Below are 15094 nucleotides of genomic sequence, written 5' to 3'. Positions count from 1 at the left end.
GGCCACTAGGCTTGATGCATGTCTTCGTTTTCCGGGTCTCCTTCTCCATCAGAGCGTTACCAGGCGGCAGCCCAGAGGTCCGCTGAGGCAAAAACCTACCTGGGCGCCTTCGCAGGTTCACTCGACTTTGAGCTGGATGATTTCCAACGGGAAGCGTGCAAGTCGCTGCAGGAGGGCCGGGGCGTGCTCGTGGCAGCCCCTACGGGTGCCGGTAAGACGATCGTGGGGGAGTTCGCCATTTTCCTGGCGCTCCAGCGGGGACTCAAAGCCTTCTACACCACTCCGATCAAGGCCCTGAGCAACCAGAAGTTTTCCGAGTTGGCAGCCAAGTACGGTGCAGCCAATGTGGGCTTGTTGACCGGCGACACCACTATCAACGGTGATGCCCCGGTAGTGGTGATGACCACTGAGGTCCTGCGGAACATGCTGTACGCAGACTCGGAGACGCTCAGCGACCTCGGCTTCGTGGTGATGGACGAAGTTCACTACCTGGCAGACCGCTTCCGCGGCGCAGTCTGGGAAGAAGTCATCATCCACCTGCCCAGCGAGGTGCAGGTGGCGTCACTGAGCGCCACTGTTTCCAATGCCGAAGAGTTCGGCGCCTGGTTGGACACCGTCCGCGGCGATACTGATGTCATCGTCTCGGAGCACCGCCCGGTGCCCCTATGGCAGCACGTCATGGTAGGCAGGGAGATCGTGGATCTCTTCGCCGGTGACACCACGTTTGACGAGATCGCCCCCTTGGCCCCTGGTGAGCAGGAGACCGACACGCCGGACCTCTCGGAGGCCTCGGAGGTAGCCAAGGAACCGGTCAGCAGCCGCCGCGTCACAGCCAAGGCATCAACAACGGCAAAAGTGCGCCAGGCCGTGACCGGTCCTGAATTCGAGGTCAATCCGGATCTGCTGGCCATGGCACGTTCCGAAAGCCGCATGAACATGAACGGACGGTTCGGCCACGGCGGAAGAAGCCGGCGTCGGCAAGACCGTTACCGTGACGAGCGCCAACAGTCCGAGCAGCGCAGCCCGGTCCGCAAAGCCAGCCGCCCACAGGTGATCGAGAGCCTCAGGCGCCAGGATCTCCTCCCCGCAATCACCTTCATCTTCTCCAGGGCCGGTTGTGACGCTGCGGTGGCACAGTGCGCAGCCTCGGGTTTGTGGCTCACCACGGAGCGTGAGCAGCAGATCATTGCCCAGAGGGTGGACGAAGCCAGTCACGAAATTCCTGCCGACGACCTCGACGTCCTCGGTTTCTGGGGTTGGCGTGATGGGTTGGTCAGGGGCTTCGCCGCCCACCATGCCGGCATGCTTCCCACCTTCAAGGAGGTGGTCGAAAAGCTCTTCGCAGACGGCCTGGTCAAGGCAGTCTTCGCTACGGAAACGCTGGCGTTGGGCGTCAACATGCCAGCCCGCTGCGTGGTCCTGGAAAAGCTGGAAAAATTCAATGGCGAGGCGCATGTCAACATCACGGCGGGGGAGTACACCCAGCTGACCGGCCGCGCCGGGCGGCGGGGGATCGACGTCGAAGGACACGCGGTTGTCCTGTGGCAACCGGGAACGGATCCTGCGGCAGTGGCGGGCCTTGCCTCGAGGCGTACCTACCCCCTGAACTCGAGCTTCAGGCCCACCTACAACATGAGCATCAACCTCATTGCCCAGTTCGGCCGGGTGCGGGCCCGCGAAATCCTGGAGTCCTCCTTCGCGCAGTTCCAAGCGGACCGTTCCGTCGTCGGGCTGGCCCGGCAGGTACGAGGCCGCGAAGAGTCACTGGCGGGCTACGCCAAGTCCATGCAATGCCACCTCGGGGATTTCACCGAGTACGCCAAACTGCGGCGGGAACTCAGTGACGCCGAGAATTACGCGGCCCGTGACCACCAGCGCGCTCGTAAGTCCCGTGTTGCCGATTCCCTCGCACGGCTGATCCCCGGCGATGTCATCAGCATCTACAGTGGCCGGCTCGCGGGGCACGCGGTGGTTCTTGACGTGGACCCCCACGCCCGCGAACCACGGCCCTCGGTGCTGACCCAGGACAACCAACTGCGCCGTATTGGCGTCCATGACCTCGACGGCCCGGTGTCGCCTGTAACCCGGATCCGGATACCCAAATCCTTTAACGCCAAGGTCCCCAAGGCGCGCCGCGATCTTGCCTCGTCCATGCGCCACGCCATCAGCGAGGACGCTCCCCAACGCCACCGGAACAGCAGGCACGAAGACTTTGGCCTGGGGGCACGGCTTCCGGACCAGGAGAAGAAGATCGCGGACCTCCGGCGCGCATTGCGGGCGCATCCGTGCCATGGCTGCAGTGAACGGGAGGACCATGTGCGGTGGTCCGAGCGCTGGTGGAAACTCCGCAAAGAGACTGACGGTTTGGTCCGACAGATCCAAGGACGCACGAACACCATTGCAAAGACGTTCGACCGCGTGTGCGACGTCCTCTCCGTTTATGGCTACCTGGAGACGAACGACGCCGGATTGGTCACCATCAGTGCCGACGGGCAGCGCCTCCGCCGGATCTACGGCGAAAAGGACCTGCTCATTTCACAGTCCATCCGGCAGGGTGCCATCAATGATCTCGATGCTGCCGAGCTGGCTTCCTTCGCCAGCGCGCTGGTGTATCAGGCCAAACGGGAGGACCGCGGGCTGCGTCCGAAGATGCCTGCCGTTTCGCTGGAAACAGCGGTCGACGTTGTGGTCCGGGAATGGTCCCGCCTGGAAGACACCGAGGAGCAACACCGGCTTCCGCTGACGGGCGAACCGGAGCTCGGCCTGATGTGGCCCATGTACAAGTGGGCCAAGGGCCGCCATCTCCAGGAAGTGCTCAGCGGAACGGACCTTGCGGCAGGAGACTTTGTCCGCTGGGCCAAGCAGGTGGTAGACCTTCTCGACCAGCTGGCCAAAATCCCGCAGCTTGACCCCAGGTTGGCCCGTATTTGCCGGGAGGCGATCGATTTGGTCCGCAGGGGCGTCGTGGCCTACTCCACAGTGGCCTGAACGTGCAGTCCGCCTGAATGACCGGTCCATGATTGACCGGTCCCGTGATTTGTTTGTCCCAACGCTCAAGGAGCCCAACGCATGAACCAGCCAGGCGCCGCCGCCGGCCCACACTCCGACGGATCCAGCCGGAAGGTCACCCTGTACCGCAACGGTTCGATCTACACCGCGGCTGATCCCTTCGCGACGGCCATGGTGGTGGATGGCGACACCGTCGCATGGGTGGGATCTGAACAAGCGGCAACCTCCATTGCGGATTCGTCCATGGAGATCATCGACCTCCATGGCGCACTCCTGGCTCCCGGGTTCGTGGACTCCCACGCGCACTTGACGGAAACCGGGCTCGCCCTGGCCGGCCTGCAGCTCAGCTCGATTCGTTCCGCGACTGAACTGCTCGACGCCGTTGCCACCGTGGGTGGTGAGGGCACCATCCTTGGCCATGGTTGGGATGAAACAACGTGGAACGATCCCACACTGCCCACCCTTGAAGAAATCAGCCGGGCGGCAGGTGACCGGCCGGTCTATCTGTCCCGTGTCGACGTCCACTCGGCCCTGGTCTCGGCGTCGCTTGTGAAGGCTGCCGGCCTGGAGAGTTTTGACGGCTTTTCCGGCAGCGCACGTGTGGTTAGGGCAGCACACACGGCTGCCCGCCTGGCTGCGCGCACGTTCCCTGAACATGAACGGCGCGGATACCAGAAAAGGGCGCTGCAGGAAGCTGCGTCGCAAGGCTACGTAGCATTGGCCGAAATGTCCGCACCGCACATTTGCGAGCCCGGCGACCTGAGGATGGCTACGTCATGGAATGCCCTGGGGGACCGTCCGGAGGTTCTCCCGTACTGGGGCGAGTTGGCTTCCTCGCAGGAGCACGCAAAGGCCATCCTGGACGGTTTGGGCACCGACGTCCTTGGGCTCGCCGGGGACCTCAACATGGACGGCTCCATCGGTTCGCGGACAGCCGCCCTGTTGGATGACTACTCCGACGCAGCCGGTCATCGCGGCAGTCTCTACCTTTCGGTGGACGAGGCCAACAAACATTTGGCGGCCACCTCGGCACTGGGGGTTCAAGCGGGATTCCACGTCATAGGCGACGCCGGCCTTGAAGCAGTGTTGGACGCCTTGGATGCCGCAGCAGCAGAGGTAGGGGAGCAGCGCATCCGGGCAGCTGGCCATCGGCTGGAGCACGTGGAGATGGCAGACCAGTCCGCCATCGAGCGCCTGGCCAAGTACTCAGTGACCGTCAGCGTCCAGCCCGGCTTCGACGCCGCGTGGGGCTCACCAGGGGAGTTGTACGAACAAAGGCTCGGCGGCCGAAGCCGCAGCATGAACCCGTTCGCCTCGTTCTACTCCGGTGGCGTGCCGATTGCTTTTGGCAGCGACAGCCCCGTCACTCCTCTCCGTCCCTGGTCCAGTGTCCGCGCCTGCCTCGAGCACAGCAACCCTGATCAACGCATCTCAGCGCGTGCGGCATTCCTGGGACACACCCGCGCCGGATGGCGGGCCACCAAACACAGGAACCCCCTCATGGGACAGCTGGTTCCCGGCGCACCAGCGAGTTTCGCTGTGTGGGAAGTCGAAGAGCTCATGGTCCAGGTAGCTGACAGCCGGGTCCAGTCGTGGAGCACGGATCCACGCGCACGGACACCCCTGCTCCCTGCACTCGATACCGGCACCGACCCCCGTTGCCTGCAGACCGTCCGCGAGGGCCGTGAACTGTTCGCCCACGAAACCCTGCGCCTCTGATCCAGGATTGCCGAGGGCCCGCCGCAACGCTGTGGCAGGCGCCACAGGCGCAAAACCCACAGCCGTCGTCGTCCTATAATGGAGAGTTGCGCCAGAACCCCAGCCCAAAAGCTGCTCAGGCGCTCTGACCGCTCCATCAAGGAAAGGCCTCTTCTTGCGTGTCCTGACGATCATTCCCACCTACAACGAGCTGGAATCGCTCCCTGTGACGCTGGGACGGCTGCGCGCAGCAGTACCGGACTCGGACGTCCTGGTGGTTGACGACAACAGCCCTGACGGCACGGGAAAGCTTGCCGACGACTTCGCCGCCAAGGACAGCCAGGTGCACGTCCTGCACCGCAAGGGAAAGGAAGGCCTGGGGGCCGCCTACATCGCCGGCTTCAAGTGGGGCCTGGCCGCTGGTTACGACGTCCTCGTCGAAATGGATGCGGATGGTTCGCATAAACCCGAACAACTGCCGCTTCTTCTGGACGCAGTCAGGGACGGGGCGGATCTGGCCATGGGCTCCCGCTGGGTTCCCGGCGGCAGCGTCGTGAACTGGCCTCTCTACCGCCAGGCCATCTCGCGCATCGGCAGCACCTACGCCCGCATCATGCTGGGCGTCAAGATCAAGGACGTTACCGGCGGCTACCGGGCATTCCGACGCAGCACGCTGGAAGCCCTGAACCTGGACGAGGTTGAGTCGGTAGGATACGGCTTCCAGGTTGACCTTGCCTGGCGGGTGGCCAAGCTTGGACTGCGCATCGAGGAACGTCCCATCACGTTCGTGGAGCGTGAGCTCGGGGCATCGAAGATGAGCGGCAACATCGTGGTCGAAGCCATGATCAACGTCACCAAGTGGGGACTGGCAGCACGGTGGGCCAAGCTCACCCGGAAGTCACCTCAGACCACGAAGTAGGCCTTCTTACGGAAAAGGCCGGGTCCGGTTCCCTCAGGAACCGGACCCGGCCTTTCTTTTATGTCTTCGCCGGACTATGCCGAACGGCGTTCTCCGCGGCGCTCACGCAGGATGTTCAGGCGATCCTCAAGGATCTGCTCAAGTTCGGGAAGGCTGCGGCGTTCCAACAGCATGTCCCAGTGAGTGCGGACGGCTTTCTCGTTGGCATCCACGGGACGCTCGCCGTCAACCAGGAGAGCTTCCTTACCCGTCTTGGAAACCCAAACGGGAGGGATCTCCGCTTCGGAGGAGAAGGTTACGAAGACCTGTTCGCCATCCTCGCAACGGTACTCGACCCGCTGACGCGGTGCCGGTTCAACGCCGGATTCAGTTTCCATGCTTTGGGCGCCAAGACGCATACCCCGCAGGCTGCGATCGCTCATGATTACTCCCTCTGTCTGTTCGCGGAGCAGGAACTCCGCGCTAGCCGTAAGCCGTTTACACGATCCCTACGGACTACTTCTGCACACCTTGCATCACTAATTGCAACGCCTGGCCAAGCTTTTATGTTCCGTCCACGCTGAACCAGCCGGACAAATATCCTATTATACGCTGATCCTCACCGACTACTCAAAAGCTTGGGGATGCAGCGAGCGGCCAGCCGGAATGGCTGACCGCTCGCGTTGTCCCTACGGCGCCGGGATTACTCGGAGGGCCGTGATGGTTCCACTGTTCCTACAGGCTCCGGTGCGGTGGAGCCGCCGTCGAAAAGCCCGGCAACGGGAGAGTCCCCATTGTTGCCTCCAAGTGCACCGCCGATGCCCTTGAGGGCCTCGCCAACTTCGCTTGGAATGATCCAGAGCTTGTTGGAGCTGCCCTCTGCGATCTTCGGAAGTGTCTGCAAGTACTGGTAGGCGAGCAGCTTCTGGTCCGGGTTGCCCTTGTGGATGGCATCGAAGACCTTCTGAATTGCCTGCGCTTCGCCGTCTGCACGCAGAATGGCGGCCTTCGCGTCACCTTCGGCGGCAAGGATGGCAGCCTGGCGCTGTCCCTCCGCCGTGAGGATCTGCGACTGCTTGGTACCTTCTGCGGTCAGGATGGCAGCACGGCGGTCACGCTCGGCACGCATCTGCTTTTCCATCGAGTCCTGGATGGAGTGGGGTGGATCGATCGCCTTCAGTTCCACCCTTGAGACCCTGATTCCCCAGCGTCCTGTGGCCTCGTCCAGCACACCACGCAGTTGACCGTTGATCTGGTCACGGGACGTCAGGGCTTCTTCCAGGTTGAGTCCACCCACCACGTTACGAAGCGTAGTGGTTGTCAGCTGTTCAACAGCCTGGATGTAGTTGGCGATCTCGTACGTTGCCGCCCTGGGATCGGTGACCTGGAAGTAGACCACGGTGTCAATCGAGACAACGAGGTTGTCTTCGGTAATGACTGGCTGTGGCGGGAAGGACACCACCTGTTCGCGCAGGTCGAGCAACGGCAGGAGCCTGTCGACGAACGGAATCAGGATGGTCAGTCCCGGGTTAAGCGTGCGCTGGTACTTGCCCAGCCGTTCTACGACGCCGGCACGTGCCTGCGGGATGATCCTTACCGAGCGGACCAACACGATGATGACAAAAATGACGAGAACAATCAGCACAATCGCAGCTGCTGTTCCTCCTAAGCCGTCCATACATCTCCTTCATTCCCCAATTGCGTGGCTTGATACGGCTGTGCGCGGGCAGGCTGCCCGTCCGGCAACGGCCTGAAAACTTGAGTACGCCGAAGCGTCACAGAGCGCTGTTGTCGGCGGCCGAGGCGACCACCGCCGTCGCTCCGTCAATTTTGGTGACCTGAACGGTGGAGCCGGCGTCGATGACCCCACCTGCGCTGCGCGCGCTCCAGACGTCGCCGCCGATCTTTACCAGCCCGCTGGTGCTGCTCACCGCTTCAATGACGAGGGCAGGCTGGCCGATGAGGCGGTCTATGTTGGAGAGCTGCTCCGCTGGTCCCTTGCGGAGGTGGTTCAAGGCGACCGGCCGCACGAAGACGATCATGAGGAGGGAGACCACGCTGAAAATGACGATCTGGAGCCAGAAGTCCGCGCCTGCGAAGTCCGCGACCAACCCCGCAAGAGCTCCGCCGCCCAGCATGATGAAGAAGAGGTCGAGAGTCAGCATCTCCACCACTGCGAACGCGAGGAAGACGGTGAGCCAGAGAGCCCACCAATTCTCGCCGAGCCATTCAAACATCGTTCCCCCTTGGTCCCGGACCCCGCGAGCGGGGTCACAGTCGCTGTTCCTCCATCCTAGCCCGACGTCCGGTCAAGCGTCAGGACGCAGTGAACACGCTGATCCGGAACTTTGCCGTGGCGGACACCGGCTCCTCCAAGGCTGCCAAATCGGACAATTTTTCCTGCTTTAGATGATGGCCGGCGGGGCCCATATAGGCGAGATCGGCAAGCTCGGTCCCGTCCAGTACCAGCGGCAGGTCCAAGGAGTGAGTGGTGCCCTGATCGAAGTAGCCGCTCATGGACTCCGCAAGCCGCTCTTCCTTGCCTTCCTCAATGCCGAGCATCCCCGTCCGCCCGGCCACCTCCCCAAGGTGTCCTGCTCCGGGGGTCACCACCAGGAGCCGCCCACCGGGCCGAAGCACTCGGGCGAACTCCGCGGGGTTCCTTGGTGCAAACACAACTGTCACCACGTCCGCCGAGTTGTCGGCCATAGGCAGCGGACGCCAGATGTCCCACACAAGGTTGGCGGCCTCTGGATTGAGCCGGGCCGCGCGACGAAGGGCGAATTTGGAGATGTCCATACCCACCGCTGCTGCGCCTGTCGCATCAATGACCGTGCGCAGATAATGGCCGGTGCCCGTTCCGGCGTCGAGAACCAGTGCGCCAGGACGGCGGAGTGCATCTGCTGCCATCTCTGCCAATGCCGAGGCCAGTCCCGCGTAGTGTCCACCTGCCAGGAACCTGAAGCGGGCAGCCACCATGTCAGCCGTGTCGGCTTCGAAGACGGTGCCTCTTCCCGTCAGGAAGTTGAAATAGCCCTGCTTGGCAGCGTCGAATAAATGTCCGCTCCCGCAAGCAAGCCTTGCTGGCCTGCCTTCCCGTAACTCGAAAGCTCCGTTGCAAACAGGGCAGCGGAGGGCGGCAAGGGCATCAGGCAACATGGCTTCAATCCTACGGTGGGACGGAGTGTCTGGTGCCGCTGGGCGGGCCACCGGGCTAGGCTCACCAACGTGAAACCCGCGCAGCTGCCCCTGTTGAACGCCGTGTCCGCCCCAGCCATCCACCCTGACGGCACCAAGGCCGTGGTATCTGTCACGAGGCCGGATTTCGACGCCGACCGTTACGTTGGCCAGCTGTGGTCGGTCCCTTTGGACACCAGCAAATACCCGCGCCGCATCACCCGGGGCTTCAGGGACACCTCTCCGGCTTTCTCACCGGATGGACTGGTCTTGGCGTTCCTTCGCACTGATCCCGGCGGTAAGCCCCAATTGTTCGTGGTGGAATCGGCCGGAGGTGAACCACAGCGGATCACGAACCAGCACGCGGGTGTGGACGGCTTCGTCTGGGCACCGGATTCGCACAGGATCGCTTTCCAGGCCCGGGTCCCCGGGAAGGGCCGCTACGGAACTGTTGACGACGTGCCTCCTGGCGCCGAAGACCCGCGCCTCATCACGGCCAATCAATACATGATGAACGGCGTTGGTTACACCGCTGACCAGCGCCAGCAACTGTTCGTCGTTGAAGTCCCGGAATTGGGCGGTGAGCCGGCAGTGGTTCCGCGGGGCAGGGCCGCCCACGACCAGCCGAAGCCCGAAGACGTGGGCTTCCCGCTGGCCCGGCAACTTACCTTCGGGGACTCTGACCACATTTCGCCCAGCTTTTCCGCTGACGGTGCACGGCTTTATTTCGTGGCCGCCCTCCATGAAGGACACGACGACGACCTCGTCACCTCGGTGTATCAGGTGGAGGCAGCGGGGGGTCAGCCGACCGCCGTCGAACCCGAAAACCGGACGCCTCAGACCATAACGGACGTGAGGCCATCGATGGACGGCAAGTGGCTCTTCTACATCGGCCAGGAACTCGGGGAAACAGGCAGGGACTTCGTGGCGCGCAACTCATCGCTGCATGTGATGCCGATCGGTGGGGGAGAGGCTGTACGACTCACCGACGTCGAACACCTGGACGTTTCCGGTCCTCTGGAACCCAGCGGACCAGACAGTGTCCTCGTCCTGAACACCGCGCTGGGAACTGTTGAGCTCCTCGATGTCAGCGCTGACGGCGCCATCACGCCCCTGGTTCACGGTGCACGCGTGGTCATCGGGGCCTCCGTCGCGGCCAACGGGGAAACAGCGGTAAGCGTGTCCGATGCTTCAACAGTGGGAGACGTCGTGTCATTGGAACGCGGTGAGCTCCGCCTTCTGACGGACTTCTCAGGAGCCCTCCGTAACAACTCCACGGTCATTGAACCCCTGGACTTTGAGGCGGCATCCAGCGACGGACATCCCGTCCACGGCTGGGTGGTGTTGCCGGAGGGTCCTGGACCCCATCCTGTCCTCCTGACCATCCATGGCGGCCCCTTCTCCCAATACACGGGAGCCTTCTTTGACGAAGCCCAGGTTTATGCAGCGGCCGGCTATGCGGTGGTGATGTGCAATCCGCGTGGATCCTCAGGCTATGGCCAAGAGCACGGGCGAGCCATCAAGGGGCGCATGGGCAGCCTTGACATGCAGGATGTGCTCGCCTTCCTTGATGCGGCGTTGGCTTCCCACGCGTCGTTGAACCCGGAGCAGGTGGGCATCATGGGCGGCTCCTATGGCGGTTACCTGACTGCGTGGATCATCGCCCACGAGCACCGTTTCAAGGGTGCGATCGTGGAGCGCGGCTTCCTGGATCCCGTGAGCTTCCAGGGATCCTCGGACATTGGCTGGTTCTTCGGCGGCGAATACGCAGGAGAAACCCGTGAGCAGTTGGACGCCCAGAGCCCGATGGCCGTGATCGACAATGTCCGGACACCCACTCTGGTCATCCACAGCGAGAATGACCTTCGCTGTCCCATTGAACAAGGGCAGCGCTACTACGCCCATCTGAAGGCACGTGGCGTGGAGACGGCCCTGCTGGTTTTCCCGGGGGAGGACCATGAGTTGTCCCGCTCCGGAACCCCGCATCACCGGCGTCAGCGCTTCGAACACATTCTGCGCTGGTGGGCTACGTACCTTCCGACGGCGGGCAACAAGCCAACGGCGTAGGGGTCAGGGCCGCGCCCGGACCCGCTTAGCCAAGGAAGCCGAGGGACCTGCGGGCATCATCGATTTCAGGGGAAGCCCATCGGACGGCGTGCTCGGCGTTGCTGGCCAGGGACCGGATCTCCGCCCGGTCCAGGTAAAGAACGCCGTGGAGGTGGTCGGTTTCGTGCTGCACGATGCGGGCCTGCCACCCCGAAAACCATTCCTCAACGGCTTCGCCCGTCGCAGTGAAGTAGGACAACTCAACATTCCTGTGCCGTGCCACTACGGCCTGATACCCCTGGACAGAAAGGCAGCCCTCGTAGAAGGCGGCCGTCTCCGGGCCCAGGGGACGGTACGCAGGATTGACGATAGTGAGGAATTCCAACGGTTCCCTGTGCCGCACGGTTGCGGATACCGGATCAATCTCGTACTTGTCCTCCAGGACAGCCAGCTGCAGTGGAATGCCAAGCTGCGGAGCGGCCAGACCAACTCCGGGTGCGGCATGCATGGCGCCGCGCATCCGGTCGATCAGCGCTGTCAATTCGACGTCATCAAGCTGGCCGTCAAATGGTGCGGCCACCTGGCGCAGGACCGGGTGACCGGCCTGGACGATGGCGGGGAGTTCCTCCGAGTCCAGCAACCTGCGGACGGCGTCCCGGATCTGGGTGGGGTTGAAGTCCGTGGCGGGGCTTGGGGCTCCGGAGTGAGCTTGATGCGTCATGGAACGAGCCTATCGCCATGGGTGTCCCACACGGTGGGCTAGGCTCGAAGAATGACCGATCCCACTCCTCTTGACCACGTGCTCGGGTTCGTCCGAACGGTTGAGGCCGGCGGCGGATCCGCAGAATTGAAGCCCTGCCTGGCTGAGGACTTCAAGCTCACGGAATGGCCGCATGCGTTGTCCAAGACAGGCTCCACCAGAAATCTTGCCGAGACCCTTTCCGGAGCCGACCACAGCAAGGAAATCGTTGCGGACCAGCGATTCGAGGTTGTCCGCAGCACCAGCCAGGGGGACCGTGTGGTTCTGGAGATGAATTGGTCGGCCACGCTGCTCCTTGACCTTCCGCATTGGGACCGCGGCGATACCATCCGCGCCAGGAGTACAGCAGTCTTCGAATTGAGGGATGGTCTCATCATCAGCCAAGACACCTACGACTGCTATTACACGGCGCCGGAATAGCTATCTCATGGTGAAGCGCCGCTCCACCATCTGTGCAACTCCTGGCATCCCCAACAGGCCAGTGAAGACCCGGTTCCGTGCTGCCATGGCGGCTGGAGGCAGCGGCCTCCCGAGGGCCATATTGAGCCCCGCCTGCCGCGAAGAGCGGACGGCGGCTTTTCTTCGCGACTTTTCGAAATTCCGGAGCAATGACCCGACATCGGCCCCTTTAAGGGAAGCTCCGACGATGGGAGCCAGCGCTGCTGCGTCCAACCACCCGAGGTTCATGCCCTGCCCGCCGATCGGACTGATCTCGTGGGCAGCATCTCCGAGCAGGACCACGCGTCCGTGCACCATCCGTTGCACCAAACGCGACTGCACCTCGAAGGCGCTGAGCATCGTGTTGCCGCCCGGCTCCAGCACCTCGCCTGTTCGGCTCCTGACCAGCTCAGCCAGCCCGGCCGCCGTCGGGCCCTTGGCTGGCGAACCGAGCCGCACAACCCATCTGCGGACGCCTTCGGGCAGGGGAAATGACTCCACGATTCCGCCCGGCTCCAAATACAGCACTGCCTCAGCACCGTGACCCGTGGAGTCCGGGAAGTCGCCCATGATGTAACAGTCCGGGTAAGTCCGCGGCCGCACGTCAGGAACGAGCAGACGCCGAATGGAGGAATGTGCACCGTCCGCAGCAATCACCAAGCGGGCACTGAATTCCTGGTTCCCACGTGCTGAGTCCGCCATGACGCGGACGGAAGTGCCGTCGTCGCATATTGCCTGGACATCCATGCCACGGATGATGGCTTCGGCATCCAAGCCGAGGACTGCTTCCTCCAACACTCTCTCGGTGATCGTCTGGGGAACCGCGAGGATGAAGGGAAATGCGGGATCGCCACTGAAGGGCAGTTCCGCTACCAGGCGGCGCTGGCTGTAGGCAACGCCCCGCGTGATGTGGACGCCCGCGGACACCAGTTCCTGGGCAATTCCGGCGCGCTCCAACTCTGCCAGGGCCGGCGGGTGGATCCCGATGGCACGTGAACGAGCACTTCTGCTGGATCGGCGCTCCAGAATACGGACCTTATGGCCGCCCTGGAGGAGCAGCACGCCCATGAACAGACCGACTGGGCCTGCTCCAACAATCACCACGTCAAGCACGTCCCTGGGTCCCCGATCCCCGATGCTCGTGGACCAGCATGTTGTGCCACGGGCCGTTTCTTTCAGCCGTCCATTCAGGGGAAGCGGCGGACCTCAGCTCGGCCAGGGTGTAGCTGCGCCTGATGGACACCAATCCATCCTTCACGATGTACGAGCCCCATCCGAGCGGCCAGAAGCCGGCCATGAACAGGACGTAGGCCACGTTGCTTCGAGAGAGGTCGTTGTGAAGTGCCACTCTCCGGGTGAGACGTTCCGAATCGTCCAGAACTGCAGCGAATTGCTGCGCGTCAAGGTGGTGAAGGATGTGGTTGGAAATCACGACGTCGAAAGCAAGGCCTTCCGCCACAAGCTCGGAGCTGTGGGCTCGTCGGTATGCCACTGACTCCACAGGGGGTGCGTGAATCGCGAAGTCGTAGGCGCGTTCATCGGGGTCGATGGCCAGTACGTCCAGCACGAAGCCGTCCTGCCGTGCCCATCGGGCAAGGCTTCGGGCCACGTCGCCACTGCCACTGCCGATATCCAGCAAAGTGGCGTGGCCGGTCTCCGACAGCAGGGGACGAATGCGGCGCTTGTAGGTTCGTCGCCACCCCGAAAGAAGCCCGTTGACCACAGGAAACCGGGCGTAGGTTCTGCTGAGCCGCAGGGGATCACAGTCCGGCCTGTCCATGTCCTCAATGCTGTACAGGTCCCTCTCCCGGAGGGACCCCCACGGCGTCACAGCCCGGGGGAGACCAGTGTGAAGAGGCCGGTCTCCACCGTAAGGCCCGGTCCGAATGCCATGGAGCAGATCCGCTCCTCACGGTGGCTGGCCGCCTGCCCGAGCATGTATTTCAGGACGAACAGCACCGTTGCACTGCTCATATTGCCGAATTCCCGGAGCGTCTCCCTGGCTGGAACCAACTGCGCCTGGGTCAATTCCAGTTTCGACTCGACTTTATCCAGAATGCTGCGTCCTCCAGGGTGGATGGCCCAATGGGTGATATCCCGGTACGGTACGCCGGCCAGCTCCGGTTCCTTGGCCAGCAGAGGCTCCAAGGCCCCTGTGATGTGTTCTTCGATGATGTGCGGCACGTAGGAGCCCAGGACCATTTCAAATCCTTCGTCTCCGATGTTCCATGCCATCGCTTCCTCGCCCACCGGCGTCAGGACCGTCTCGAAGTGATCCAGCCGGATGACCGGCTCGTCCCCCTCAGGTTCCCTTGCGGTGATGACCGCAGCCGCCGCGCCATCACCGAAGATTGCCGAACCCATGATGGTGTCCGGGTCGTTGGATGTCCTGACATGGAGCGAGCAAAGCTCAACGCAGATCACCAGGACGACCGCCTCCGGATCGGCCATGCAGAACTGCTTTGCGGCTTTCATGGCGGGGAAAGCGGCATAACAGCCCATGAAGCCAAGGTGGTACCGCTGGACTGCCGGGTTCAGGCCCAACGCCCGCACCACCTTGTAGTCCGGGCCGGGATTGAAGAACCCCGTGCAGGACACCGTGATCACGTGGGTGATGTCATCAAGATCGATCCCTCGCGCCTGTGCCACCGCTGTTTTGCCGGCTTCGATGAACAATTTGGTGGCTTCGGTGGCGAAAATGTCGTTGCGGACCTTGGTGCTGGGGCTCAGTACCATGTTGGTTTCCGGGTCAAAGAACTTTGGATTCTCCGGATGCGCGTCCAGGCTGAGTTCTTCAACAGCCGTAAAGCGGGTGTCGATGGCTGCCGAATCGAAACAGGTAGTGACAAGGCGTGTTCCCAGCCGGGTCAGTCCTGGTTGTGAGGCGAAAACCTCGCGGGCCTGGTGCTGGACAAGGATGGTGGGCGGAACTGCGGTTTCGAGGGACCTCATGTATACCGGCATGCTTCATTCTTAGTGAGTAAAGCCGGGAAGACAATGGCAGAATCAATCGTATTGACCGAGGGTGGTCAAGGAGAGCCAGGCCACGCCAACGGGGGACTGTTGGG

General features: G+C 62.8%; 13 protein-coding genes. 5 read left to right on the top strand and 8 right to left on the bottom strand.

Annotated features, from left to right (window positions below):
• Positions 1 to 18: 18 nt before the first annotated feature.
• The 3 genes from AB0N72_RS02140 to AB0N72_RS02130 all read left to right on the top strand — a co-directional run bounded on the left by AB0N72_RS02140 (position 19) and on the right by AB0N72_RS02130 (position 5626).
• The gene (locus AB0N72_RS02140; RefSeq protein ID WP_363932048.1) at positions 19 to 2988 is read left to right on the top strand and encodes a DEAD/DEAH box helicase; all 2970 of its coding nucleotides are present in this window, start codon (positions 19 to 21) and stop codon (positions 2986 to 2988) included.
• An 81-nt stretch (positions 2989 to 3069) separates the two neighbouring features.
• Positions 3070 to 4728 carry an amidohydrolase family protein gene (locus AB0N72_RS02135; protein WP_363932049.1) on the top strand — a complete coding sequence of 553 codons (1659 nt, stop codon included), beginning with the start codon at positions 3070 to 3072 and terminating at the stop codon, positions 4726 to 4728.
• A gap of 154 nt (positions 4729 to 4882) precedes the next feature.
• Positions 4883 to 5626, top strand: a complete 744-nt coding sequence (locus AB0N72_RS02130) for a polyprenol monophosphomannose synthase (protein ID WP_363932050.1) — start codon at positions 4883 to 4885, stop codon at positions 5624 to 5626.
• 74 nt (positions 5627 to 5700) lie between these two features.
• Here the strand turns inward: AB0N72_RS02130 and AB0N72_RS02125 are convergent, their stop codons facing one another.
• The 4 genes from AB0N72_RS02125 to AB0N72_RS02110 form a co-directional block, all read right to left on the bottom strand.
• Positions 5701 to 6048: an RNA polymerase-binding protein RbpA gene (locus AB0N72_RS02125; RefSeq protein WP_011774875.1), complete on the bottom strand. Its 348-nt coding sequence runs from the start codon at positions 6046 to 6048 to the stop codon at positions 5701 to 5703.
• A gap of 260 nt (positions 6049 to 6308) precedes the next feature.
• Positions 6309 to 7283, bottom strand: coding sequence for an SPFH domain-containing protein (locus tag AB0N72_RS02120; RefSeq protein WP_363932052.1), 975 nt, complete (start codon positions 7281 to 7283; stop codon positions 6309 to 6311).
• A gap of 97 nt (positions 7284 to 7380) precedes the next feature.
• Positions 7381 to 7842 carry an NfeD family protein gene (locus AB0N72_RS02115; RefSeq protein ID WP_363932054.1) on the bottom strand — a complete coding sequence of 154 codons (462 nt, stop codon included), beginning with the start codon at positions 7840 to 7842 and terminating at the stop codon, positions 7381 to 7383.
• A gap of 79 nt (positions 7843 to 7921) precedes the next feature.
• Positions 7922 to 8764, bottom strand: a complete 843-nt coding sequence (locus AB0N72_RS02110) for a methyltransferase domain-containing protein (protein WP_363932055.1) — start codon at positions 8762 to 8764, stop codon at positions 7922 to 7924.
• A 69-nt stretch (positions 8765 to 8833) separates the two neighbouring features.
• Here AB0N72_RS02110 and AB0N72_RS02105 point away from each other — a divergent pair, with 69 nt between their 5' ends.
• Positions 8834 to 10849 carry a S9 family peptidase gene (locus tag AB0N72_RS02105; RefSeq protein WP_363932056.1) on the top strand — a complete coding sequence of 672 codons (2016 nt, stop codon included), beginning with the start codon at positions 8834 to 8836 and terminating at the stop codon, positions 10847 to 10849.
• Positions 10850 to 10874: 25 nt separating this feature from the next.
• Here AB0N72_RS02105 and AB0N72_RS02100 read toward each other — a convergent pair whose 3' ends face one another.
• Complete coding sequence (locus AB0N72_RS02100; RefSeq protein ID WP_363932058.1) at positions 10875 to 11549, bottom strand: peptide deformylase; 675 nt, start codon at positions 11547 to 11549, stop codon at positions 10875 to 10877.
• Positions 11550 to 11600: 51 nt separating this feature from the next.
• On the opposite strand from AB0N72_RS02100, the gene AB0N72_RS02095 reads away from it, so the two are divergent.
• Positions 11601 to 12008: a nuclear transport factor 2 family protein gene (locus AB0N72_RS02095; RefSeq protein ID WP_363932059.1), complete on the top strand. Its 408-nt coding sequence runs from the start codon at positions 11601 to 11603 to the stop codon at positions 12006 to 12008.
• Here the strand turns inward: AB0N72_RS02095 and AB0N72_RS02090 are convergent, their stop codons facing one another.
• The 3 genes from AB0N72_RS02090 to AB0N72_RS02080 are packed head-to-tail and all read right to left on the bottom strand — an operon-like array spanning position 12009 to position 14990.
• A complete protein-coding gene (locus AB0N72_RS02090; RefSeq protein WP_363932061.1) occupies positions 12009 to 13139 on the bottom strand; it encodes an NAD(P)/FAD-dependent oxidoreductase in 1131 nt (376 codons plus the stop codon).
• Entirely contained in the window at positions 13132 to 13857 is a 726-nt protein-coding gene (locus AB0N72_RS02085) for a class I SAM-dependent methyltransferase (protein WP_363932062.1), read from the bottom strand. Before AB0N72_RS02085 ends, AB0N72_RS02090 begins: the two co-directional genes overlap by 8 nt.
• The gene (locus AB0N72_RS02080) at positions 13854 to 14990 is read right to left on the bottom strand and encodes a type III polyketide synthase (protein WP_363932064.1); all 1137 of its coding nucleotides are present in this window, start codon (positions 14988 to 14990) and stop codon (positions 13854 to 13856) included. The genes AB0N72_RS02085 and AB0N72_RS02080 overlap by 4 nt, the downstream gene beginning before the upstream one ends.
• Positions 14991 to 15094: the final 104 nt, after the last annotated feature.

It is taken from the genome of Paenarthrobacter sp. NPDC089307 (genome assembly GCF_040685055.1).
Taxonomy (GTDB): domain Bacteria; phylum Actinomycetota; class Actinomycetes; order Actinomycetales; family Micrococcaceae; genus Arthrobacter.
This window is presented reverse-complemented; position numbering and strand designations above follow the sequence as displayed.